Origin of the sequence: Azospirillum argentinense (assembly GCF_000632475.1) — a bacterium.
Taxonomy (GTDB): Bacteria; Pseudomonadota; Alphaproteobacteria; order Azospirillales; family Azospirillaceae; genus Azospirillum; species Azospirillum baldaniorum.
In genome coordinates this window covers 2,388,029-2,409,299 of the sequence record NZ_CP007793.1, presented here as the reverse complement: position 1 = coordinate 2,409,299, position 21,271 = coordinate 2,388,029, and the positions used below count along the sequence as shown (strand labels likewise).

Annotated in this window: 20 protein-coding genes; 7 read left to right on the top strand and 13 right to left on the bottom strand. The window is 64.3% G+C overall.

What is annotated here, in order from left to right; genetic code table 11:
• Nucleotides 1–21: 21 nt before the first annotated feature.
• The 9 genes from ABAZ39_RS11345 to ABAZ39_RS11305 all read right to left on the bottom strand — a co-directional run bounded on the left by ABAZ39_RS11345 (nucleotide 22) and on the right by ABAZ39_RS11305 (nucleotide 8,307).
• Nucleotides 22–993 (bottom strand): D-isomer specific 2-hydroxyacid dehydrogenase family protein, encoded by a 972-nt coding sequence (locus ABAZ39_RS11345; protein WP_038529446.1) that lies wholly within the window; start codon nucleotides 991–993, stop codon nucleotides 22–24.
• Between the two features lie 7 nt (nucleotides 994–1,000).
• Nucleotides 1,001–2,137 carry an LLM class flavin-dependent oxidoreductase gene (locus tag ABAZ39_RS11340; RefSeq protein WP_038529444.1) on the bottom strand — a complete coding sequence of 379 codons (1,137 nt, stop codon included), beginning with the start codon at nucleotides 2,135–2,137 and terminating at the stop codon, nucleotides 1,001–1,003.
• 43 nt (nucleotides 2,138–2,180) lie between these two features.
• Nucleotides 2,181–3,215 carry an ABC transporter substrate-binding protein gene (locus tag ABAZ39_RS11335; RefSeq protein WP_051657961.1) on the bottom strand — a complete coding sequence of 345 codons (1,035 nt, stop codon included), beginning with the start codon at nucleotides 3,213–3,215 and terminating at the stop codon, nucleotides 2,181–2,183.
• Nucleotides 3,216–3,241: 26 nt separating this feature from the next.
• On the bottom strand, nucleotides 3,242–4,090 hold the full coding sequence (locus ABAZ39_RS11330) for an ABC transporter ATP-binding protein (protein ID WP_038529442.1): 849 nt from the start codon (nucleotides 4,088–4,090) through the stop codon (nucleotides 3,242–3,244).
• A gap of 6 nt (nucleotides 4,091–4,096) precedes the next feature.
• Nucleotides 4,097–4,906 carry an ABC transporter permease subunit gene (locus ABAZ39_RS11325; protein WP_038529440.1) on the bottom strand — a complete coding sequence of 270 codons (810 nt, stop codon included), beginning with the start codon at nucleotides 4,904–4,906 and terminating at the stop codon, nucleotides 4,097–4,099.
• A 102-nt stretch (nucleotides 4,907–5,008) separates the two neighbouring features.
• Nucleotides 5,009–5,926 (bottom strand): LysR substrate-binding domain-containing protein, encoded by a 918-nt coding sequence (locus ABAZ39_RS11320; RefSeq protein ID WP_038529438.1) that lies wholly within the window; start codon nucleotides 5,924–5,926, stop codon nucleotides 5,009–5,011.
• Between the two features lie 17 nt (nucleotides 5,927–5,943).
• On the bottom strand, nucleotides 5,944–6,750 hold the full coding sequence (locus ABAZ39_RS11315) for an HAD-IIB family hydrolase (protein WP_200885620.1): 807 nt from the start codon (nucleotides 6,748–6,750) through the stop codon (nucleotides 5,944–5,946).
• 65 nt (nucleotides 6,751–6,815) lie between these two features.
• Nucleotides 6,816–7,442 carry a malonic semialdehyde reductase gene (locus tag ABAZ39_RS11310; RefSeq protein WP_081862974.1) on the bottom strand — a complete coding sequence of 209 codons (627 nt, stop codon included), beginning with the start codon at nucleotides 7,440–7,442 and terminating at the stop codon, nucleotides 6,816–6,818.
• Nucleotides 7,443–7,785: 343 nt separating this feature from the next.
• A complete protein-coding gene (locus ABAZ39_RS11305; protein WP_038529435.1) occupies nucleotides 7,786–8,307 on the bottom strand; it encodes a metallophosphoesterase in 522 nt (173 codons plus the stop codon).
• Nucleotides 8,308–8,408: 101 nt separating this feature from the next.
• On the opposite strand from ABAZ39_RS11305, the gene gmtY reads away from it, so the two are divergent.
• Both gmtY and ABAZ39_RS35540 read left to right on the top strand, forming a co-directional pair.
• Nucleotides 8,409–9,788 (top strand): gamma-mobile-trio recombinase GmtY, encoded by a 1,380-nt coding sequence (gmtY, locus tag ABAZ39_RS11300; protein ID WP_051657960.1) that lies wholly within the window; start codon nucleotides 8,409–8,411, stop codon nucleotides 9,786–9,788.
• A complete protein-coding gene (locus ABAZ39_RS35540) occupies nucleotides 9,785–10,135 on the top strand; it encodes a hypothetical protein (protein ID WP_144243512.1) in 351 nt (116 codons plus the stop codon). The genes gmtY and ABAZ39_RS35540 overlap by 4 nt, the downstream gene beginning before the upstream one ends.
• Here the strand turns inward: ABAZ39_RS35540 and ABAZ39_RS34030 are convergent.
• A protein-coding gene (locus ABAZ39_RS34030) for an IS5 family transposase (protein ID WP_144243511.1) occupies nucleotides 10,098–10,903 on the bottom strand; the annotation gives its coding sequence in 2 pieces (ribosomal slippage) (nucleotides 10,098–10,576 and nucleotides 10,576–10,903; 807 coding nt in all). The two genes, ABAZ39_RS35540 and ABAZ39_RS34030, sit on opposite strands and share 38 nt — an antisense overlap.
• 111 nt (nucleotides 10,904–11,014) lie before the next feature.
• Between ABAZ39_RS34030 and gmtZ the strand changes: the two genes are divergently transcribed.
• The 4 genes from gmtZ to gmtX are packed head-to-tail and all read left to right on the top strand — an operon-like array spanning nucleotide 11,015 to nucleotide 17,230.
• Entirely contained in the window at nucleotides 11,015–13,834 is a 2,820-nt protein-coding gene (gmtZ, locus tag ABAZ39_RS11285) for a gamma-mobile-trio integrase GmtZ (RefSeq protein WP_160174819.1), read from the top strand.
• Nucleotides 13,835–13,837: 3 nt separating this feature from the next.
• Nucleotides 13,838–14,302, top strand: a complete 465-nt coding sequence (locus tag ABAZ39_RS11280; RefSeq protein WP_038529429.1) for a hypothetical protein — start codon at nucleotides 13,838–13,840, stop codon at nucleotides 14,300–14,302.
• Complete coding sequence (locus tag ABAZ39_RS11275) at nucleotides 14,302–16,539, top strand: AAA family ATPase (RefSeq protein WP_038529427.1); 2,238 nt, start codon at nucleotides 14,302–14,304, stop codon at nucleotides 16,537–16,539. Before ABAZ39_RS11280 ends, ABAZ39_RS11275 begins: the two co-directional genes overlap by 1 nt.
• A gap of 19 nt (nucleotides 16,540–16,558) precedes the next feature.
• The gene (gene gmtX, locus ABAZ39_RS11270; protein WP_038529425.1) at nucleotides 16,559–17,230 is read left to right on the top strand and encodes a gamma-mobile-trio protein GmtX; all 672 of its coding nucleotides are present in this window, start codon (nucleotides 16,559–16,561) and stop codon (nucleotides 17,228–17,230) included.
• A gap of 10 nt (nucleotides 17,231–17,240) precedes the next feature.
• On the opposite strand, the gene ABAZ39_RS34025 is transcribed toward gmtX, so the two are convergent.
• Nucleotides 17,241–18,425: a UvrD-helicase domain-containing protein gene (locus ABAZ39_RS34025; RefSeq protein ID WP_081862972.1), complete on the bottom strand. Its 1,185-nt coding sequence runs from the start codon at nucleotides 18,423–18,425 to the stop codon at nucleotides 17,241–17,243.
• Nucleotides 18,422–20,044 carry an ATP-dependent nuclease gene (locus ABAZ39_RS11265; RefSeq protein WP_247881575.1) on the bottom strand — a complete coding sequence of 541 codons (1,623 nt, stop codon included), beginning with the start codon at nucleotides 20,042–20,044 and terminating at the stop codon, nucleotides 18,422–18,424. Before ABAZ39_RS11265 ends, ABAZ39_RS34025 begins: the two co-directional genes overlap by 4 nt.
• Here ABAZ39_RS11265 and ABAZ39_RS34020 point away from each other — a divergent pair.
• A protein-coding gene (locus tag ABAZ39_RS34020; protein ID WP_372684151.1) for an IS5 family transposase occupies nucleotides 19,932–20,710 on the top strand; the annotation gives its coding sequence in 2 pieces (ribosomal slippage) (nucleotides 19,932–20,241 and nucleotides 20,241–20,710; 780 coding nt in all). The two genes, ABAZ39_RS11265 and ABAZ39_RS34020, sit on opposite strands and share 113 nt — an antisense overlap.
• On the opposite strand, the gene ABAZ39_RS34015 is transcribed toward ABAZ39_RS34020, so the two are convergent.
• Nucleotides 20,673–20,912, bottom strand: a complete 240-nt coding sequence (locus tag ABAZ39_RS34015) for an AAA family ATPase (protein ID WP_144243553.1) — start codon at nucleotides 20,910–20,912, stop codon at nucleotides 20,673–20,675. The two genes, ABAZ39_RS34020 and ABAZ39_RS34015, sit on opposite strands and share 38 nt — an antisense overlap.
• Between the last annotated feature and the right edge of the window lie 359 nt (nucleotides 20,913–21,271).

Below are 21,271 nucleotides of genomic sequence, written 5' to 3'. Positions count from 1 at the left end.
ACGCTCCTCGGGGGAATGGGGTCAGTAGCCGGCCTGGACGTTCACCACGTCGCGCAGCGGCGCGCCGCGCGCGTAGGCGTCCAGGTTGGCCAGGATTCGCTCGGCCAGCCGCGGCTCCACGTCCGGGGCGGACCAGGACAGATGCGGCGTCAGGCGGATGGCCGGATGGCGGTAGAAGGGATGGCCGGCGGGCAGTGGTTCCGGCTCGGTCACGTCCAGCGTGGCTCCGGCGATCCGCCCCGCCTCGATGGCGGCCAGCAGGGCCCCCTGATCGACCAGCGCGCCGCGCGCGACGTTGACCAGATGCAGTCCCGGCTTGGCCCGCGCCAGCAGATCGGCGCCGACCACGCCGCGGGTGGCGGCGGTCAGCGGCAGGGCCAGCACCAGATGGTCGCTGACCGCGATGAGGTCTTCGAGCCGGTCGAAGGGCTCCACCTCCGGCTCCGTCTCTGACCCGGTCCAGCCGGACCGCCGCACGGCGCCGATGGACAGGCCGAAGGCCCGCGCCCGCTCAGCCACCGCTTGTCCGATGGCGCCGAAGCCGGCCAACCCCAGCCGCCGGCCCGACAGGCCGCCCAGCGTCTCCCGCCGCCAGTCCTCCGGTCCGCGCAGGCGCACGGCGTCGAACCGCTTCTCGAAGGCCAGCACGGCGGCCAGCGCATATTCGGCGATGGGCACGGCGGAGACGCCGCGGGCGCAGGTGACCAGCGGCGCCCCGTCCAGCAGCCAGGGCGGATAGACGTCCATGCCGGTGGAGCCCGACTGTATCCAGCGCAGCCCCCGCCCCCAGCCGGCGGGGCGTGCGGCGGGCGCCGAGTCCCAGCCGATCAGCGGGCGCGTCAACAGCACCTCCACCCCGTCCGGGATGTCCCAGGGCGGACGGCCGTCCTCGTGCCGCAGCACCGTCGGGCGCGACGGGTGGGCGGCGATCCGCTCCCCCACCAGGGCGCCGATCTGGTTGAGGACGACCGGCGACCGGCCCGTGCCCGCCACCGCACCCTCACTCCGCCGCGACGGCTTGGGCCTGCCGGCGCTCGGCCACCAGCTGGCGGACGCGCGGCAGCAGCTCCCGGCCATAGGAGATGGCGTCGGGCAGCGGGTCGAACCCGCGGATCAGGAAGGTGGTGATGCCGAGGTCGTAATAGTCCAGCAGCGCGTCGGCCACCTGATCCGGCGTGCCGACCAGCGAGGTGGAGTTGCCCTTGGCCCCGGTCAGCCCGGCGATGGCGGTCCACAGCCGCTTGTCGTGGCGATGACCCTTGTCGGCGGCGGCATCGGCGATGGCGATCAGGCGGCGGGCGCCCTCGTTGCTGGGCAGATCGCCGCGGCGGAAGCCGGTCTTGTCCAGCAACGCCTTGGCCTTCTGGTGGATGGCGTCGGCCTTGGCCCAGGCGGCCTCCTCGGTGTCGGCCAGGATCGGGCGCAGCGACAGGCTGAAGGCCGGCTGCGGGCGGCCCGCCTTGGTGACGGCGGCGCGCACACGGCCCAACAGTTCGCGCACCTGCTCGTGGGTCTCGCCCCACAGGGCGAAGGTGTCGGCGTGGCGCCCCGCCACATCGATGGCGGCCTGCGAGGCGCCGGCGATCCACACCGGGATGCCCGAGGCGTTGTAGGGCTTCACCTGCGAGAAGGCCTGCTCGACGCGGTAGTACTTGCCCGCGTAGTCGAAGGGCGTCTCGCTGGTCCATTCGGCGCGCACGATGTCGAGGAACTCCGACGTGCGGGCGTAGCGGTCGTCCTTGTCGTCCACGCCGTTGCCGTCGCGCGCCAGTTCGCTGCGCTCGGCCCCGGTGATGACATTGATGGCGACGCGGCCCCGGCTCAGCTGGTCGAGCGTGGCGAACTGGCGGGCCAGGATGGTCGGCGCCTGGAAGCCGGGGCGGTGGGCGATCAGCACGCCCAGCCGGTCGGTCACGCCGGTGATGTGCTGGCTGACCTGGAGGCTGTCCGGCGCGTCGGAATGGAAGGCCTGGAGCACCGCATCGAAGCCGCCCAGCTCATGGGCCTTGGCGACCGTCTCGATGTAGTCGCGGTCGACCACCGGTCCCTGGCGCGGAATGATCTCCGACGCATTGTGGTTGCCGACGAAGCCGACGAAGCGCAGCGGGTGGGCGGAAGCGGTGGCGGAAGCGGTCATGGGGGCGATCCCTTCAAGTGCGTGGCGATGGGGCGGCGTCCGGTCAGCTGAGCGGACGCGACAGGATGTCGTTGAAGCGGCGGTCGAAGGCCGGGGCGATGTCGATCCGCCTGGGCAGCACGCCCAACTGATGGAAGGTGTCGGCGACGTTCTGGGCAGAGGCGACGTCGGCGTCGGTGATCGGGGCAAGGTCGCGCTGGCGCGAATTCTTCCGGAGGATTTCCAGGTCGATCTCGGCGGAGACGCCGATGGCCGCGGAATGGACCTGCGCCCAACGCTCCAGATTGGCGGCGCGCCAGGCGAAGGCGCGGCGCAGCCGCAGGAAATACTCCCCGATGGCCGCCGCCTTGCCCGGCTCGGCCAGCGCGTCGGGCGAGGCGAGGTACAGGTAGTTGCCCGACAGGTAGCCGTTGGAGGTGACGAGGACCCGCGCCCCCTTCTTGATGGCGAAGGGCACGGAATAGCCGTAGATCGCCCAGGCATCGAGCGCGCCCTGTTCGAAGGCGGCCTGTCCTTCCGCCGGGGTCAGGGCGACCGGCTGGATGTCGGTGAAGCGCAGCCCGACCTTGCCCAGCATCTTGGCGAGGTAGTATTGCGTGGTGGTGGCGCGGACATAGCCGACGCGCTTGCCCTTCAGATCGGCGACCGAGCGGATCGGGCTGTCTGGCGGAACCAGCACCACCTGCCAGTTCACGTCGTCCTTGACGACGGCGACGATGGACAGGCGCGCCCCGGCGGCGATGCCGAAGGCGGGCGGGATCTCGCTGCTCGACCCCACGTCGATGGAACCGGCGTTGATCGCCTCCACGATCAGGTTGCCGGAGCCGAACTCGGCGAACTGCGACCGGAAGGGTGTCGGCAACTGGCCGGACGCCTCCAGCGCCAGCCCATCCAGCGCCTTGTAGTCGGCGATGCGGAGCACGGTTTCCGGCGTCGGGCCGGAGGCGGCGCGCGAGGGGGCGGGCAGGCCGCCCAGCGCCAGGGCGCCGCAGGCTCCGGCCGCACCGCGCAGCAGGCTGCGCCGCCCGACGCCGGACAGGGAATGGGAAACGGAAGCGGTGGTCGGGTCGAACGGCATGGGTCGGGAGTCCCGCGGTTTGGGAGTCAGTGGGAGGCGGCGGCGACGGCTCCCGCCGGCAGGGCGTAGCCGCCCACGGCCACGCCGGGCGCCGCCGATCTGGAATCGGTTGCGGTGCGCTGTGGCTCCTGCCCGGCGAGATGCTCCTCGTCGATGCCGAGTTCGGAGAGCAGGCGGCTGCGCAGCGCGATGAATCCGGGGTTGCCGTGGCGGCGCGGGCGGGCGAGCGGGACCGGGATGTCGGCGGCGATCCGGCCGTCGGCCATCACCAGGGCGCGGTCGGCCAGCAGCAACGCCTCGTCCACGTCGTGGGTCACCAGAAGGATCGCCGGGGCATGGGCGCGCCACAGCGTTTCGACCAGCCCCTGCATGCGCAGGCGGGTCAGCGCGTCGAGCGCCGCGAAGGGCTCGTCGAGCAGCAGCAGGCGCGGCTCCCGCACCAGCGCGCGGGCCAGCGCCGCCCGCTGCGCCTCGCCGCCCGACAGGGTCAGCGGCCAGGCGCGGGTGCGGTGGGACAGCCCGACCTCCGCCAGGGCGGCGAGGCCGCGGGCTTCCGCGTCGGCATGGCGCAGCCCCAGCGTGACGTTGCGCAGAACCGGCATCCAGGGGACCAGCCGCGGCTCCTGGAACACCACCGCGCGCTCGTCGGGCAGCGTGACCGTGCCGTGCGGCGCCGGGTCCAGCTTCGCCAGCGTGCGCAGCAGCGTGGACTTGCCGCAGCCGGACCGGCCCAGCAGGGCGGTGAAGGACCCCGGCTGAAGATCCAGCGACAGGCCGTCCAGCACGTTGCCGTTGCCGAAGCCACGGACCAGGCCGCGAACCGTCACGACGGCTTCGGTCCCGGAAACGGCGGTTTGCGGAAGGCTGTGGCTCATGGAGGGTCACTCCTTGATGAAGGCGGGGCGCCAAACCAGGGCCGACCGCTCGATCAACCGGACGATCAGGTCGGCGAGCAGCCCCAGGATGGCGTAGACGATCAGGGCGACGATGATCACGTCGGTGCGCAGGAAGTCGCGGGCGGTCATCGCCAGATAGCCGATGCCGCTAGAGGCGTTGATCTGCTCCCCCACCACCAGGCTGAGCCACGCCACGCCGAGGGCGTAGCGCAGGCCGGTCAGGAAGGAGGGCAGCGCCCCCGGCAGGATGACGAGGGCGATCAGCTCCCGGCGGGTGAGGCCGAGGGTGGACACCGCCTCCACCACCTTGGCGTCGACCGTGCGGATGCCGGCGAACAGGTTCAGGTAGATTGGAAAGGCGGAGCCGAGCGCGACCAGGGCGATCTTCGGCGCCTCGCCGATGCCGAACCACAGGATGAACAGCGGCACCAGCGCCAGATGGGGCAAGGTGCGCAGCATCTGGAGCAGCGCGTCCAGCGCGTCCTCTCCCCGCTTCGACAGACCGGCGACCAGGGCGCAAACCGTGCCGACCGACACGCCGATGGCCATCCCGGCGCTGACCCGGCCCAGCGACACCAGCAGATGAACCGCCAGTTCGCCGCTGGCCGTCAGTTCCCAGAAGGCCAGCAGGATCTGGGTGGGCGACGGGATGGACCGGGTGGAAATCCAGCCGAGCCCGACGCTGGTCTGCCACAGCGCCAGCAGGGCCAGAGGCACCGCGCAGCGGCGCAGGCCCGCCGCGAGCGTGGCGGCGCGGGACGAACGTCCCGGCTTTTTCGCGGTGGCTGCCGTCATGATGCCTCCCGAAGCCGGCCAGGGTTGGCGCTACGGGAAAAGCCTATTCCTATTGCGGAAATAGGAAAAACAAAAAACACAAACAGGATTGTTCAGAAATTCTCAAGCAACGAATATTCTATGTTGTTTGTCCGATCGGGCGTCGGCCACCATCGCGCCCAGGGATTCGGTCAGAATCCCACACAGCCGGTCCACCGCGGGGCTGGCCGCGGACGGCGCGCGGTGCAGTTCCAGCGGCACCGTGCCGAGCGCCGGCAATGCCCCGTCCGGTTCGAGGATCGACAGCGTGTCCGGCAGGCCCAGAGGGGTGCGGACGGTCACCCCCAGCCCGGCTTCCACCGCCGCCCACAATCCGGACAGGCTGGGGCTGGTGAAGGTGATGCGCCAGGGCCGCCCGCCGCCGTCCAGCCGTTCGATCCCGTGCTGGCGGAACATGCAGGGCGCGTCGAGCAGGGCGAGCGGCAGGGAGGTTTCCGGATCGCCCCGGAATCCCTTCGGCGCCACCCAGACCACCGGCAGGTGGGCGAGCGCCGCCGCACCGGGAATGCCGGGCGTGTCGCCGATCTCACCGAAGGCCAAAGCCAGATCGAGCGCTCCGTGTGCGACCCTCTCGCGCAGTTCGCGCCCGCGGCCCACCTGCGCCTCCACATGGATGCGCGGATGGGCGCGGTGGAAGGAGCCAAGCACGGCGGGCAGCCAGCGTTCCGCCAGATCCTGCGGGAAGCCGACCCGCACGGTGCCGTCCATCGCCCGCCCGCGCACGGCGGACAGCGCCTCGTCGTTCAGGGCGACGAGGCGGCGGGCGTAGCCCAGCAGCAGATCCCCGGCGTCGGTCAGCGCCACCGTGCGGCCCGCCTTGCGGAACAGCGGCTGGCCGACCTGCTCCTCCAGCTTCTTCATCTGGAGGCTGATCGCCGACTGGGTGCGGCCCAGCCGCTCGGCGGCGCGGGCGAATCCGCCATGCTCCATGGCGATGACCAGCGCCCGCAGCACGTCCATGTCGAGGTTGGTGGGAAGCATCGCGACCCCGCTGCGCGTCAGCGGACCGCGCCGCGGGCGGCCAGCAGCGCGTCGGCCAACTCCACGAAGCCGTCGCCGCCGGGGCCGCGGGTGATCCAGGCGGGCGGCGCGGAAAGCTTGGGCAGGATGCCGGCCACCGTGCTGACGCCGACCGACAGCGGGAAATGGGCGAACATCGGCGCATCGTTGAGCGAATCGCCGGCGTAGGCGACCGCATCGGCGGCGGCGTCGATGTCCAGGCCGTGGATCTCGCGCAGCACACGACGGGCCATGGTCAACTTGTCGTAGCCGCCGATCCAGCCCAGCACCCACAGCGAATTGACCGTCACGTCCGCCCCGGCCTCCCGAAAGCGCGCGGCCAGGGCCGCCCGCAATCCGGCATCCTCCGGCACGCGGAAGGCGAGGCTGGTCAGGCGGAAGGGCTGGTCGCTCGCCGGCTCCACCCCCGGCAACGCCTCGCGAATGGTGTGCGACAGCCGGTCGAGCCGTTCCGCGACCGCCGCCCGCTCCGCCTCCCCGTGCCAGAAGCGGCGCTCGGCGTCGCCGTCCGGGGTGGGGCGCAGGAACAGGCCGCCGTTCTCGGCGATCACCCCGTCCACCGGCCACATGCGGGCCATCTGGTCGGCCCAGCCGGCGGGGGCGGCGGTCACCGGCAGCACCGGAAGTCCGGCGTCCCGCAACCGCTCGATGGCGTCGTAGGTGCGGGCGGACAGGCGGCCGCGGTGAGTCAGCGTGTCGTCCATGTCGGTCAGCACGAAGCGCACGCGGGCGAGGTCCGCCGCCGGCGCCTGCGCCAGCGGACGCAAGACGGCAGAGGGGCTCACGCCTTCTCCGGGCGCCGCACCCCGGTGGGAACGGTCATGGCGTGCGCCCTCGTCCCGCGGTCGGCTCACAGGATCGTCACGGCCTGGGACAGGTCCAGGCGCGGAGCGCGGGGACGGGCCGGCGGTCCCTCGGCATGGCCGAGCGCCACGAGGATGTTGGCGTGCAGGCGCCCGTCGGGGAAGAACTCCCGGTCCACCGCGTCGGCGTCGAACCCCGACATCGGCCCGGCGTCCAGTCCCAGCAGCCGGGCGGCCAGGATCAGGTAGCCGGCCTGGAGCGTGCCGCTGCGGAAGGCGGTTGTCTCCGTCAGGGCGGGATCCTTGGCGAACAGCGGCGTCGGGTCGAAATGCGGGCTCAGCACCGGCAGATGTTCGGTGAAGCGGCGGTCGTAGGCGGCGATGGCAATGACTCCGGCGGCCAGCTTGGACAGGTTCCCGCGGCTCAGCGCCGGGCGCAGCCGTTCCTTGGCCTCCGGCGTCGTCAGGAAGACGAAACGCGCCGGACTGCCGTTGAAGGCGGTCGGTGCCAGCCGGACCAACTTGTAAAGCCGGTGCAGCGTCTCCAGCGGGACCGGGCGGTCCGACCAGGACTGCGGCGTGCGGGCGTTCAGGAACAGGCGTTCGGCGGCCGGCACGAGGTCGTCCGGAAGACCGGCAAGGGGAGATTCGGCGGAAACGAGGGTGTCCGGCATGAAGCGAGGCTCCGTCTGGGAGAAAGGGGGGGCAGGTCAGGGCAGAGCGGCCAGCGGCGCCGGGAGGACTGCGGCGCTTCATAACAACAATTCAATGACGTATTTATAATATATATTCCCTATAGATAAATAGGATTTATGCCCGACGTCAAGCGCGCGCGCTTCGTCCCAGGTGAACTTTTTCGACGATTCCGCGACGCGGACGGGGCGCGGCCATCGCGGGAGGACAGGGCAGCAGGACAGGGCAGCAGGACAGGGCAGCAGGACAGGAATGAGCGACTTTTCTCAACAAGCCGCTGCGTCGGCCTTTCCTTGCGGACGGCAACGGCGGGTGTCGCGTGGACTATTCCCGTTTCTTCGTCCGCTGCCGCGAGGCCAGGATCTCATGGACGGTGACCGGGCGGAAATCCCACACATCCACGCCGACGTCGATTTGCCGGGGCATGCCCTTCAGCTGGCCATGGCTGTGGCCGTGCAGGTTCAGCGCACCCTTGTACATGCCATTCCAGGTGCGGAAGGCGTAATGGCACAGCACCAGCCGCCGCTCGTCCAGCAGCAGTTCCGTGTAGGGCTGCACGCTCGCCCAGCCGGGCAGGGCCAGGGTGGCGGGGCCGTCGTTGTTGCCGGTGATCAGGTGCTTGGTGCCGTGCAGGCGCTCCAGAAGCGCCGCCATCGCGTCCGGCTTGCGGTGCAGGGCGAAGTCGCCGAGGTGCCAGACCTCGTCGTCCGGACCGACCGTGGCGTTCCAGTTGGCCGCCATGGCCTCGTCCATGTCCGCGACCGACGCGAAGGGGCGGCGGAAGCGGCTGAGCGCGCCGGCGTGGCCGAAATGCGTGTCGCTGGAACGTCCCCCCGGTGGGGGCATAATGATCCATGCGCGAATGGGGCCGGGCGTCGTCGCTCAGAACATCGCCCAGCGACAAGGGAGATATTGACATGGCATAAAAAGTACCCAACATTATAATAATGTTGGATCTGAATCCACCCCCCTTCGCCCATTCACGCGTCGAGCACCTCGACGCCGCGGGGCTGCCTGTGATCTCGATCATTTTGGACGGCGGACACCCGTTCACAGCCTGGGCGGAGTACCGCGACGACCACAACCTGAAGGTCGGTTCCCAGGAAGCCCACGCCGCCGCGATTGGTCTGTTCATCGACTTCATCGCCGCCCAGGGCACAGAGTTTCTGGATGTGCAGGATCGTCCAAAGCTGTTCCAGGCTTTCGCCGATGCGCTGGTTCTGGGCACGATCAAGGGCGGGAACGACCCTTCTGATCTGTTTTGGCTCCCGCGGTCGCAGCTTGTGGCGCGGCGGACGGTCGCGAAAGTGACGACGTTCATGGATTGGCTTGTCGACGAGCGAGGCGTGCAGGCCGTGAACCCAAGGCGCCAAGCCACTATGGCTGAGCAGATCGCTTTCTGGCGGGCGTGGCGGAAGGTCAGTTCGACAAGCCTTCTGAAGCACATCAAACGACGGGCGCAGGAGCACACGACCCGGACCGTGAGAGTTCGCGGACACAAGCCGGCGCTGCCGGACGGCGACGCCAAAGCGTTCCCGGACGACATGTTCCCAGACCTGCTGCGATACGGCTTCGAGCGTCGGCCACAGCTCCGGTGGACCACCTACAGGGATCAGCTGATCACCTTGCTCCTGCACCATGGCGGACAGCGTATCTCACAAGCTCTACAACTATGGGTTGACGATGTTTATATTCATCCAGAGGATGAAACCCTTCCGGTGGTGCGGGTGTACCACCCCACAGACGGTGTCCACGAGTATCAGGACCCCACCACGGGGCGGGACCGGCTTATCACCCGGGCTCAGTACCTCCAGTTGGTCTACGGTCGCCTAGCGCTGACGCAGCAGCCCGGCAAGCGTCGGGTGGGTTTTAAGGACCCGAAGCTTGATGACCAACGCCATAAGTTTCTGACGGTCTACTGGAACTCGCAAGAAGCGGCCCGTGCGTTCCTAAAGCTCTATCGCTTATACGTTGAGACGAGGCCAAGGATTGTTGGGCATCCCTATCTGTTCGTTACACCGGACGCTGAGCCGATGACGGTTCATGGGTACGAGAAGGTGCATGGCGCCGCCGTGCGCCGGATCGGCTTGGTTGCCGCAAAGCACCTTGGGACGACCCCGCACGGACACCGTCATGCCTACGGCCGCTGGCTAGAGTCTGCGGGTGACGTCTTGACAAGGAAGGTCCGGCAGGCGGCTCTACACCACAAATCAGCTTTCAGCCAGGACGTGTACACGGAAGCGGACATCGCTGCAGTCAGCGATGCGATGCGTGCTGCCGAACAGCGGATCGTGGCGAAAAACCGTCTGGAGTGGATCAGTAAATGACCGGAGGTAAATATTGGCAAGACAAGTACTTCACTCCGACGCAGAGTCATCTTACTGGCCGCGAAATTATTAAAAACGACGCTCCAGATCTTTTTCTTGTCCTGCCGATGGAGCTCTGGGATCTTGCCAGGGTTGCGGAGCGCTTGCGCAGGTTCCGGGACGACATGGAGCCAGTGCAGTTTAAGCCGTCCGTGCACATGAGGGGGATTATCGCTCCGCTAATGGACAGTCCCGATGCCGGCACCCTCGGCACCGTCATTGACGTCCTGATGGACGCAAAGGGTGAATGGCTGAAGGCCGTAAGAGCGCCTAACAGAACCATCTCTGGACGAAGCGCCAGCAGATGAGGCTGGCCGCGATATGGTGAAAGGCAGTGAAGATGTCGGCGCGCCGTTCGTAGCGGACGGCGATGCGGCGGAAGCGGGCAAACCAAGCGAGCGTACGCTCGACCACCCATCGATATCGGCCGAGACGCTCGCTGCTTTCGACGCCACGCCGGGCAATCCGCGGAATGATCGCTCGTTGGCGCAGCGCCCGCCGGCAGTGAGCGAAGTCGTAGCCCTTGTCGGCATGCAGCTTGGCCGGTCGCCGCCGGGGCCGGCCCGCACACTGGCGGATCGCCGGCACGGCATCGACCAGCGCCTCCAGCAGCTTGCTGTCGTGCCGGTTGGCTGGCGAGATCCTCAGGGCGAGCGGGATGCCGTTAGCATCGACGAGGATGTGGCGCTTGGAGCCCGGCTTGCCGCGATCCGTCGGGTTCNGGCCGGTCTCCTCACCCCCCTTTTTGCCGGGACGCTGGCGCTGTCCACCGCCGCACGATCCCAGTTGATGGCGTTGGCATAGCCGAGACGGTCGAGCAGCACACGATGCAGCCGTTCCCACACGCCAGCCCGATGCCACTCGTGCAGACGCCGCCAGCAGGTCATACCCGAGCCGCAGCCCATCTCCACCGGCAGAAGCTCCCAAGGAATACCCGTGCGCAGCACGAACAGGATGCCGGTCAGCGCAGCACGATCGCACAGCCGGGGCCGTCCGCCTTTCGGCTTGGGCGGCTCCGGCGGGATCAGAGGTTCGATGATCGCCCACAAGGCGTCGCAAACAAGAGGGGCTGCCATGCCCCTACCAACCGTTCCCAGCCGGTTTTGTTACGCACTCTAAGTCCGTGGGTGGCAAAAGATAGGAGCGCCATTAGAAAACTTTGTCATGCCATGTGGGAGGCTGGTGTGTTGGCGCTGCCGGCCGTCAATGACCCATTTTCCGGGCAAGTACACAACTTTGACCACCCTATCGCGGATGCTGTGGTTGACGCCGTAAAGGCGACTGGAGTGGCGCCAGAGTTTGCGCGAGCTGTGTCAAGTCGGCTCGAGCGCATGCTGCTGCGTGCGATCGGTATCGAGTCTGTTGGTGATCTTAGAGCTCCTATCAAAACCCGTGGAAAGTGGGCTGAAGCCGTTGATTTACCTCAGCCCTACCCGGTTTTGATCCGCACTCTTACGCCCGATACAATCGTCGGCGATCCTGGGAAACAATACCGCAGGGCCTTGGCGCAAGCCCTTGTCACCTTGCAGCAGCGTGACCACGGGGATCTCGTTTGGCATGAGGCCTTGGATTTCCCATTTTTCAAGCGTGGGAGGAAGAGGGATTTGACCTTCTCCTGGGTCCTGCAAATTGATCCTCGCATGGAACAATGGAGAAGCTTTGCAGAGGAGTACCTGGCGGGTAGAAGCGGCTACTTGGATCAAGTGCTCACCTTTGTTGGCCAGTTCCTCGCCCACGTGGCGAAGAACCCAGCGCTGCCTCGCGAACCGAAAGTCTTCCTAGAAAAACGCCGCCCCTCGGATACACCACTAACACCCGCCTTTGATCCTGAAAGCAGCTTCTGCGCGAACCACGTTTTCCACTTTTTGGACTGGGTTTTGGCGACAAAGTTCACCACCGAGGATGATGAGGGTAATCCCGTGCGGATGCCCGGACTGTATAATCCCGTGCAGCGCAGGCAGCGCGGTTATATCCCAGACGAAACCGTGCGTGAGGCCATGCCGACACGCTACATCCGCATGACGCTTGAGATCTTGAGCGAAAACGACTGGGCTTGGGCCAAGAAATTATTTAATGGTCCAAAAGGAGGAGATTGGATTACTTGGCGCAACCCGGAGACGGGGCAGCAGGAGGAGGTCTGGTGCCCAGCGCGGGCTGTAGCTTTATTCGTAAAGCTGCGGATGCCTTTCCGCACCGTGCAGGTGCGCACCACGGATGATGGCTCGGCGGATACGTACATTTATGATCGAGCAAACCGCTCCATGGTGCTCAATCACGGCCCTCTGCAGCAAGGGAATCCGGCGAATCCGGTACAGCGGGGCGTGATCCAGGCTACTGCGGACAACAAAGGGGGCCGCACAATCCTGACGGCCCGTTTGACAACGAACAAGACCGCGGACATCGATAAGGAGGCTTGGCAGAAGGGTTATACCTGTCCCTGGTTGCCTGACGATGTCGCCGAGGTTCTGATGTACCTCGCAGATTGGCAGAAGATCTACAACCCGGTCAGCGCTCCGACGCCATGGGGCAAGCTGTTGGAGATGCGGGGCAGGGTCGCCAAGCGGACGTTGGAAGGGATGGAGAACTGCTTCCTGTTCCGTGACGCCACCAACAAGGTCGGACGCCGGGACGAGCCGATCTTCAATCACAAAATCAACATCCTGTGGTTGAAGTTAATGGACGAGTTGGAGCGCAGGCTTGCCGCCAGCGGCATTACCGGCCCCGACGACCAGCCCATCATACTAATTGGTACGCGCAATCCGAATGGGTCCCCGAGTTCAGCTGTTTACGACCTGCATTCACTGCGCGTCTCCATCGTCACCAACCTGATCGAAACGGGCAAGGTGGCTCCGGAGGTCATGATGAAGGTCGTGGGCCATGCCGTGGTTACGATGACCCTCTACTATACCAAGCACAGCACGGTGTTCATTGCCGACCAATTGTCCGAAGCAGACGCGGCGCTGTTGCAACAGGAGCAAGATAACTGGCTAAGGCACCAGCGGTCACAAGCCTTCAAGGATCTTACCCGTGCCGTGGCTCATCAAAGCGAAGCGGGGCTCCTTGCCTTTTCGAACGCTTCCCCAGGGAGCTTGGTGCCAGTACCAATAGGCATTTGCCCCGTGGGCGGCGCCATGTGCCACAAAGGTGGGGCGAAGCTCTCGGGGAAAAAAGGGGCGGACGATTACGGGCCTGTCGTGGGTGGACGGAGCAATTGTGCCGGCTGTCGCTTTAGCATCAGCGGCGAGCCCTTCCTGCATGGCATTCAAGCGGAGTTCAACGCGCGGTCGTTCGAGGCCACAGGCCTGAACAGGACGAGAGAGCAGATCGGAGCGAGTTACGAGCGCCTTGACGCCGAACGGCGGACCGCGGATGCGACCGGTACGCCATTCCTTGATCACCGGGAATGGTTCAGGCTGGCTGATCGGCTGGAAGAGATCGACGCGCGCGCCGCCCAACTGGCAGTGGAGATGGCAAACTTGTGGACGCTGCAGGAGCAGGTTACCTCCCTAGCCTTCCGGCGGCAGACGGAAGAGGCCGCAGGCGTGGCTCTCGTCGTCGGCGACGTGCCATCGGTGACCGCCGCTTTGGAAGAGTCCACTGAATGGGAATTGGCCGACCGGCTGTGCAGGGCGAGTGTCGTGTATCCGTCGCTTGCCGCCCGCGGCAACTTGCCCCAATACGCCAACGAGTTTCGTTTGAAGCGCTTTGATCGCATGCTCTCCCGCAACGGGCTCCAGCCCAGGTTCTTGGACATGGACGAGGGCCTCTCGCTCTATGTCGGAAACCGGCTAACCGATTTCCTAATGCTGCGGATCGGGCGCGAGGGAACGCTGCGCTTGATGGATGGGGAGAGCTCGTTGGCAGAGGAAAGCGTGCGGGCTGGCCTCCTGCCAGAGCAATTCTGCGATGATTTGATGAATGCTTTTGCCGAGCAGGAGCCGCAGCAGATCATCCTCGCGAGGGAACATGCCCTTGCGGGCGGCCCGAAGTGCGTCGCGATGGAGTGAACCATGGGGCGTCCCGGTTTTGTTGTAGCCGAAATCAGAGCCCTTCTTGAGCCCTATCTCGACGAGCAGATGGCCGCTTGGGAACGGCAGCCCGAAGCCGGGCGCCAGCCCACGTTGCCCATGATCGGTGACAAGGTCAGCGTCCGCGGTCTGACGCGGGCACTAGGGCTAAAGATCAGCCGAGAGCAGTATTTCTACGATGAGCCTGAATTGGCCAGCCTCGTCAACGCCGTCGCCGAAGCTCAGGGGCTCCTACCCATTGGTAGCCGTGCCCAGCTCGACGCTGAAGATAAAGCCGTTGCAGAGCGCATCACCCGCGCCCAGGCGGACCGCAGCGATCTTGCGCGGACCCTGGCGGAGCGCGAGGCCCTGATCGAGCGGCAGCGCCGCGAGATCGAGGCCCTGCGCGGACAATTGGCGTTGCTGGAGGAGACGGGCATGGTGATGCGGACGGGCAAGGTGCGTTGATGCGCGTCGCAGTCCAGACCATTGTCAGCGAGCGGGACTTCGGCACCATCCTGTCGGCCAGGGTGGAGGATTTCGGCCATCCGCTCGAGGGCGACGTCATCCGGGTCAAAGCGAGCGCCGGCGCCCTTGTCGGTCGTCCTGCGCCGGGAGAGGTCTGGGACGTCGAAGGCGAGGTTCGGGACACTTCCTGGGGACCACAGATCGAGACCACGCGCGCTGTGCGCGTCATGCCGAGCGGTCGGTTGGTCCGAGACTTTCTGGCGGCCCACGCCCCCGGCGTCGGCCCTGAACGGGCTGAGGCGCTGTGGCAGAGGTTCGGCGTGTCCTTAGGCGATGTGCTGTCCAGCGAGGATAGCGTGCCATTGCTCGCGCCCGTGCTCGCCCCCGACCGTTCCAACCTGGCCCCCCGGCTCGCTGTCGCCTGCGTACGGGCTTGGCGCGAGGCGGCCGCCCAGACCAGGGCCATGACTTGGCTCGCCGAGCGTGGGGTCGAGGACGTCAGGATCGCCATGCGGGTGGCCCATATCCTGGGTCCGGATGCTGTCGAGCGGGTGGCCGACAATCCTTACATGCTGGTCGCCCTGTTGCCTTGGTCCAAGGTGGACGAGCTCGGCCTTCAGCTGCTGGCGGAGGCAGGATGCCATGTCCCCCGGCGTGACCCGCGCCGGCTCGTAGGTGCTGTGGACGCGGTCGTCAAACGAATGATCGCGGATGGCCACACGGCTATCCCTGACGAGATCCTGCGCGAACTGGTGGGCCGCGCCTTGGGCGCTGCCGCTGGTTCACCCTTGCTCGCCGAAGCCGTCGCCGCTGGCGAGCGGAACGGAGCCATCATTCCCGGCCAGGATGTTTGGCGCGCCCCCGGTTGTGCGACTATGGAGAGTGCTGTCGCGGAGCGCCTGCACGGCATGCTGTCTCCCGCATATCCCTCGCCTGTGGAGATGCCCACGCCGAAGGCCCTAGCCGCGCTGCTGGAGGACTTTGTCGTGGACCGGCGGTCATTGCACCCTGAGCAGCAGGAGGCTGTCCAAATTCTTCTGCGGCGACCGCTAGGGTGCCTGCAAGGCGGCGCCGGAGTGGGCAAGACGACCACCATCAAGGCCGTGTGCGACCTCTGGGAGCGACAAGGCGGCAAGCTTGTTCTCTGCGCTCTGGCCGGCAAGGCGGCGCTCCGCCTGAGCCAATCAACCAAGCGGCTCGCCATGACCCTTGCCCGCCTGCTCAGACAGCTGGAGATGCGCGCCAGTACTGTCGAGGAGCTCTCCGACCGGACCCTCTCGAAGGCTGAACGGGAGAGGTCGGAGAAGCGTCTGTCGGGCCTCGCCCAGATCACGCCGAAAACCTTGGTTGTGGTCGACGAGAGCTCAATGGTGGACCTCGCCACCATCCATGCCCTGTTGCGCCACATGCCGCAGGGGGCCCGCCTGCTGCTAGTAGGCGACGAGGCCCAGTTGCCCCCGGTAGGATTCGGCTTGGTCTACCACCGGCTGGTAGCCGACGCAGCCATCACGGCGCGGCTGAGCATTGTCCACCGGCAGGGGCCGAAGAGCGGCATTCCGGCTGCCGCCGCAGCCCTGCGGGACGGCCACGTGCCTGTGTTCGCCGACTACGTCGGTATCGGCGAAGGCGTGAGCATGGTCGAGGTAGACGAGGCCGATCTGCCTGCCACCGTCGAGCGCGTCTGGTGCGAGTTGGGCGGCCGCGCGGGTGAGACGCTGATTGTCGCGGCCACGCACAAGGGCGGCGCCGGCATAGAGGAAATGAATAGGCGGCTGCACGCCAGGCATGTCCAGACGCGGAGCGCCGCCGAGCTGAAGGGCCACCTTGGCCAATGGTTCAGCTCTCACGACCCGGTGGTGTGGCTCCGCAACGACTATGAGCGGGGATTGTTCAACGGCCTCCTCGGGCATATTGTCTCCATCGATTGCGAGCAGCGTTCCTGCTTGGTCCAGTTCGACGGCTACGGCGAGGCGCACGAGATCGGTCGTGACGACCTGATCGACCTCGCCCTGGCCTATGCCATCACCTGCCACCGGGCCCAGGGCAGCCAAGTCCCGTCCGTGGTGGTGCCGCTCTACCGCAGCCAAGTCCTCGATCCGTCCTGGCTCTATACCGCGGTCACCCGCGCGGAGCGCCAGGTCGTGCTCGTGGGGGCGCGTGCCGTCCTGCAAGAGGCACTAGCCCGGCCTTGGGCGGCAAGACGTCGGCGGGTCGGGTTCGCCTGGCGCGGGCAATGATACACAACAGGAGAACAAAGTGACTGCCGAGGCGTCGTTCGAAGAGGTCGTGTCGGAAATCCTGAGCCGATCCAACGCGAGGAAGAAGACGACCATCCTGGCGCTGAAGGGCGTGCTGGAAGGCATGCGGGCCAAGGGCGTGCAGGTCTACCGGATCGTGGACGTCGGGCGGGCCTGCGAGGAAGCCTGTGTGCTGACCACACAGGCAATCCGCAACAAGTCCGGCGACGACTTCAAGTCCATGATCGAGGCGTTCGCACGCAGTATCGGGGCGGCCACGACGCACTTGGCGCCGTCGATGGCGACGCCGCTCGAACAGACGATTGCGAGCATCGCCGATCTCGACGCGCGCACCCGCCTGCGCGCGATGATCGCTGAAAACAAGGCGCTCCGGGCTGAGGTGAACCGGCTCAAGGAAGGTTTCAAGCGTCTCCGTGAAGCGCCTGCTGCGGCGCTCAAAGCCACAGAGATCGCGCCGATCCAGATGGAAGTGCTTCCTCCCTTGAAGGGTATGGATGTCGTTCCACTCGAGCGGTTCCTGTCCGAGGATTGGCTCGGCGATCTGGATTGGCGCATCGGGGAGGATGGAGCGATCTATGAGTTTGGGCCGGCGGGGCAGGGTGTGCGTCTGACGCCGATTGGCTTTGTGTCCGCTCTGAAGGGCGCGATCAAGCTCGTGCGCGGCGCCTGAAAGTTCGCTGCTACACAAAAGCGTGAACTTCAGTCTCACTCAAGCCCCTAACTTCCTTTCCGAAAAGGGAGAACCCGGCAGGAATGTCCCCATCATTCCAGTCAGCGACAAGCGCGACGCTATGACGGGCACGCGTAAGGGCGACATAGAATTTAGCGCGTGTCTGGGGCGCAAGCTTTTGAGCAGGATTGCGTACCCATTTGAGCATGTCTTCGGTCGGGAGAATGATCACCCGGTCAAATCCGCGGCCCTTTGACTCCCCAAAATTCATACAAGGGAAGCGTTGATCAATGCCGGCGCTGGTAACTTTGTCGCGTAGCTGCATCGGCCGGTATGTTTCGACATAACGGGCATAATCTGCACGCCTGACGATGAAGATGCCTGCTCCATCAACCACTCTGCTGCGACACTCATTACATGTGCAGGATGTACTCGGCATCATGTCGGGATAGAGCTTGGAAGAGAGGCTGCAGATTGGGGCGCTGCTACGATGGGACGTGCTCAACGTTTTCTCGTCGATCTCAAAAGGGACTTTTTTCGGAAGATTCTCCCTCAGAAACTCAACCAATTTACCCTCTGCATACTTGCTGTGTCTGGCTTCATAATGTGTCAAGTACGTTACTTGACGGGGATCGCCGACGAGCAGCACTCGTGACGAGCTTCTGAAAAATGTAACCAGAATGTCGAGGTCATATCCGGCGAGATCCTGCACCTCGTCGACGAAAATATGTTGAAAGACTCGGCTGATGCGGTCAATTACATTGCCATTCGATTTTTCGTTGCAGCGGATAACGAGTTTGGCGAGTTTGTCAGAATAGATGCGATGGCCGCCGTCAAAGTAGTGCTTTTCAAAGTCGTCTTCGCCCCAGTAGATCGGCTTGCCAAGTTTGTTGGTTGCGCGCAGACCAGAGCGGCGCGAAACAAGTTGCATCCCTTTAACAGGGAAATCAAAAACGCAGCCTTGGAAAGGTTTGACGCCGTGGGTGATAAGGAACGTGAACCACGTCATCACTACGATGTTCGGCGGTATATAGCAGTTTATCTCGAATATCTTCTGCCTAATCTCATATTCATTTGACTCTGTGTAGGTTGTGATCAGGACGTTGTCGTCCTTCACCTTGAGCGCTTCGCGAACAAGGTAAGTCGTTTTACCTGACCCTGCCGCGGCAATGACAACGTTGTTTGGTCTGATCATATGAGAGTGGCTCTGGTAACATAGGAGGGGTATTTGATCTTTTCTCTGGCGCTAAAAATTGCCAGCGCGCATTCCGTCTTATTGGCGCGCATGTGGATATGTAGATCATCGTCTGTCTTCGGGGCAATTCCGAACAGAGTTCCTAGCGTTGTCCGATCATTTTCTTTGAGCAACTTAGGCTCAAGCGTATTGTAGTTGAACGGTTTGTTACCAATCACCAAGTCGCCGCCATCAACAACCTCGTCATAGCAGATCGTGATATGGTCAACGTCTTGATAATCGGCATACTTCCTTCGCAAGGCGTCAGGGGCGCCGTCGTTGTCGGTGACGACCGCGACAGGCACCTTTAGTTCCTTGGCCAGTTCGAGAAAACGCAAAAACGAAGTGCCGACAGAGATAACGTCAATTTCGTCCTCGATTGGCAGCCGGCCGTCATGAGCATCCATGTAAGCGCGCTGGACTATTAGCTCGTCCGAGTCGCCTTCAACTAAAATTGCCTTTGCAGCGAGCACAAGTCGCAACGTATCGTATCCGGCAAGCTTCTTAAAAAAGTCGTTCGCCTTCAAATTGCTAATACGAACTGCCTTTGACTGTCGCAGCAGCACGAGATTTTCGAGGCCGAGCTTGTTAGCAACAAAGCTGCTGTGAGTCGAGATGATGACTTGCTTGTGGCCATTGTCCGCGCTGAGATCGCGGATAAGTTGATTAAGGCGTGTGTGCGATAGATGATTTTCGGGCTCCTCAATCAGAAGCACGGTTGCCTCGGTGTTTTTCTTTGTGCTCAAGGCGAGTTTCGTCTTGATTATGCATTGCTCTCCCTTCCCGATATAGTGGAATGGGATGTTGTCGATGTAGGTCATCAGGCTGCTTTCCCAGGCAGTCTGAGATGACAAGTCGACCGAAATGCTCACTGACTTTTTGCTGATCTTTGCAGCAGCAGTAATCTTCGCGTTGATGAGTTCGAGGCCGTCATCTTTCATGAACTCCTCGCGCAGCCTTCTATGTGCTTGCGAAATTGAGGCGCGTTCCTTTTCCTCCAGGCTATCTCTGATGATGCGCGAGATGTAGACGTCGGACCCGTTTTGGAGCCGAGAACTAGATGAATCTATTAAAGCCGATTTTATAGGAATGTTGCGCGAAGTAATTCCTTTGCGAGCAAAGGACATCATGGTTGCTGTATAGTATTCAATCGGGATTGACCTCAGTCCTCCTGCTTTCACTAGCTCTGCGTAGGCGTCACCGTAATTCTCTCCATCAAATTCTATCTTATAAGCGACCCCGCTTGCCTTCACCCTGTCCGAGTTGCCGTTGCCTTCGAGCTCAGCGACTTCCTTTCCTTCGCCGGAAAAGTACAACTCGATTACGATGCTTGGCGGGGGAAGAGGGCTGTTTGTTGAAAGGCTTGCGACATATTCCTGCTCAACAGACAGGTTGAATAAGAGTGCGTAACAAAACCGGCTGGGAACGGTTGGTAGGGGCATGGCAGCCCCTCTTGTTTGCGACGCCTTGTGGGCGATCATCGAACCTCTGATCCCGCCGGAGCTGCCCAAGCCGAAAGGCGGACGGCCCCGGCTGTGCGATCGTGCTGCGCTGACCGGCATCCTGTTCGTGCTGCGCACGGGTATTCCTTGGGAGCTTCTGCCGGTGGAGATGGGCTGCGGCTCGGGTATGACCTGCTGGCGGCGTCTGCACGAGTGGCATCGGGCTGGCGTGTGGGAACGGCTGCATCGTGTGCTGCTCGACCGTCTCGGCTATGCCAACGCCATCAACTGGGATCGTGCGGCGGTGGACAGCGCCAGCGTCCCGGCAAAAAGGGGGGTGAGGAGACCGGCCCGAACCCGACGGATCGCGGCAAGCCGGGCTCCAAGCGCCACATCCTCGTCGATGCTAACGGCATCCCGCTCGCCCTGAGGATCTCGCCAGCCAACCGGCACGACAGCAAGCTGCTGGAGGCGCTGGTCGATGCCGTGCCGGCGATCCGCCAGCGTGCGGGCCGGCCCCGGCGGCGACCGGCCAAGCTGCATGCCGACAAGGGCTACGACTTCGCTCACTGCCGGCGGGCGCTGCGCCAACGAGCGATCATTCCGCGGATTGCCCGGCGTGGCGTCGAAAGCAGCGAGCGTCTCGGCCGATATCGATGGGTGGTCGAGCGTACGCTCGCTTGGTTTGCCCGCTTCCGCCGCATCGCCGTCCGCTACGAACGGCGCGCCGACATCTTCACTGCCTTTCACCATATCGCGGCCAGCCTCATCTGCTGGCGCTTCGTCCAGAGATGGTTCTGTTAGGCGCTCTTAAGTAGTTTGAGAGGTCATGCCGGATGTGGCGCCCGTTGAGCATGCCGGTTAGCGCCAGATGTATTGCTTCTAAGATTGTTGACTTACCAGACTCATTGCAGCCAACGATGATGTTGACGCCATCGTTCAACGGGATCTCGAACATGCCAGCGTAACACTTAAAGTTTTTGATCTTAACCTTCTTTATCTTCATAATGTCTGCCATGAACACGTCTTTATAGGGTTTTGTGGGAAAGGTACAATCACGGTAAGGCGGTACTGTGCATCGACTCCCGGCCCTGCGTCAACAAGCTCCGTTCATACTCGCAGTGAGCTAGTCAACTCAGCTCCTTAAACTGATCATATGCCTACGTTCGAGAGCGGACGATCGCAAGCGCTTTGGTTCTGATGGTGGCGAGAAGCGGACTGGCGGCGCTGTTCAGCTGGACGGATCCAGCCACCAGGAGACGACAATATGCCGATCATCGCGGCGAAGCTGGATAAGCTGGCGTCTATCCTGTGCCGGATAGACGCCGGAAGCCGATCAACCCAGAGGGAGGTGCGGGATAGTTC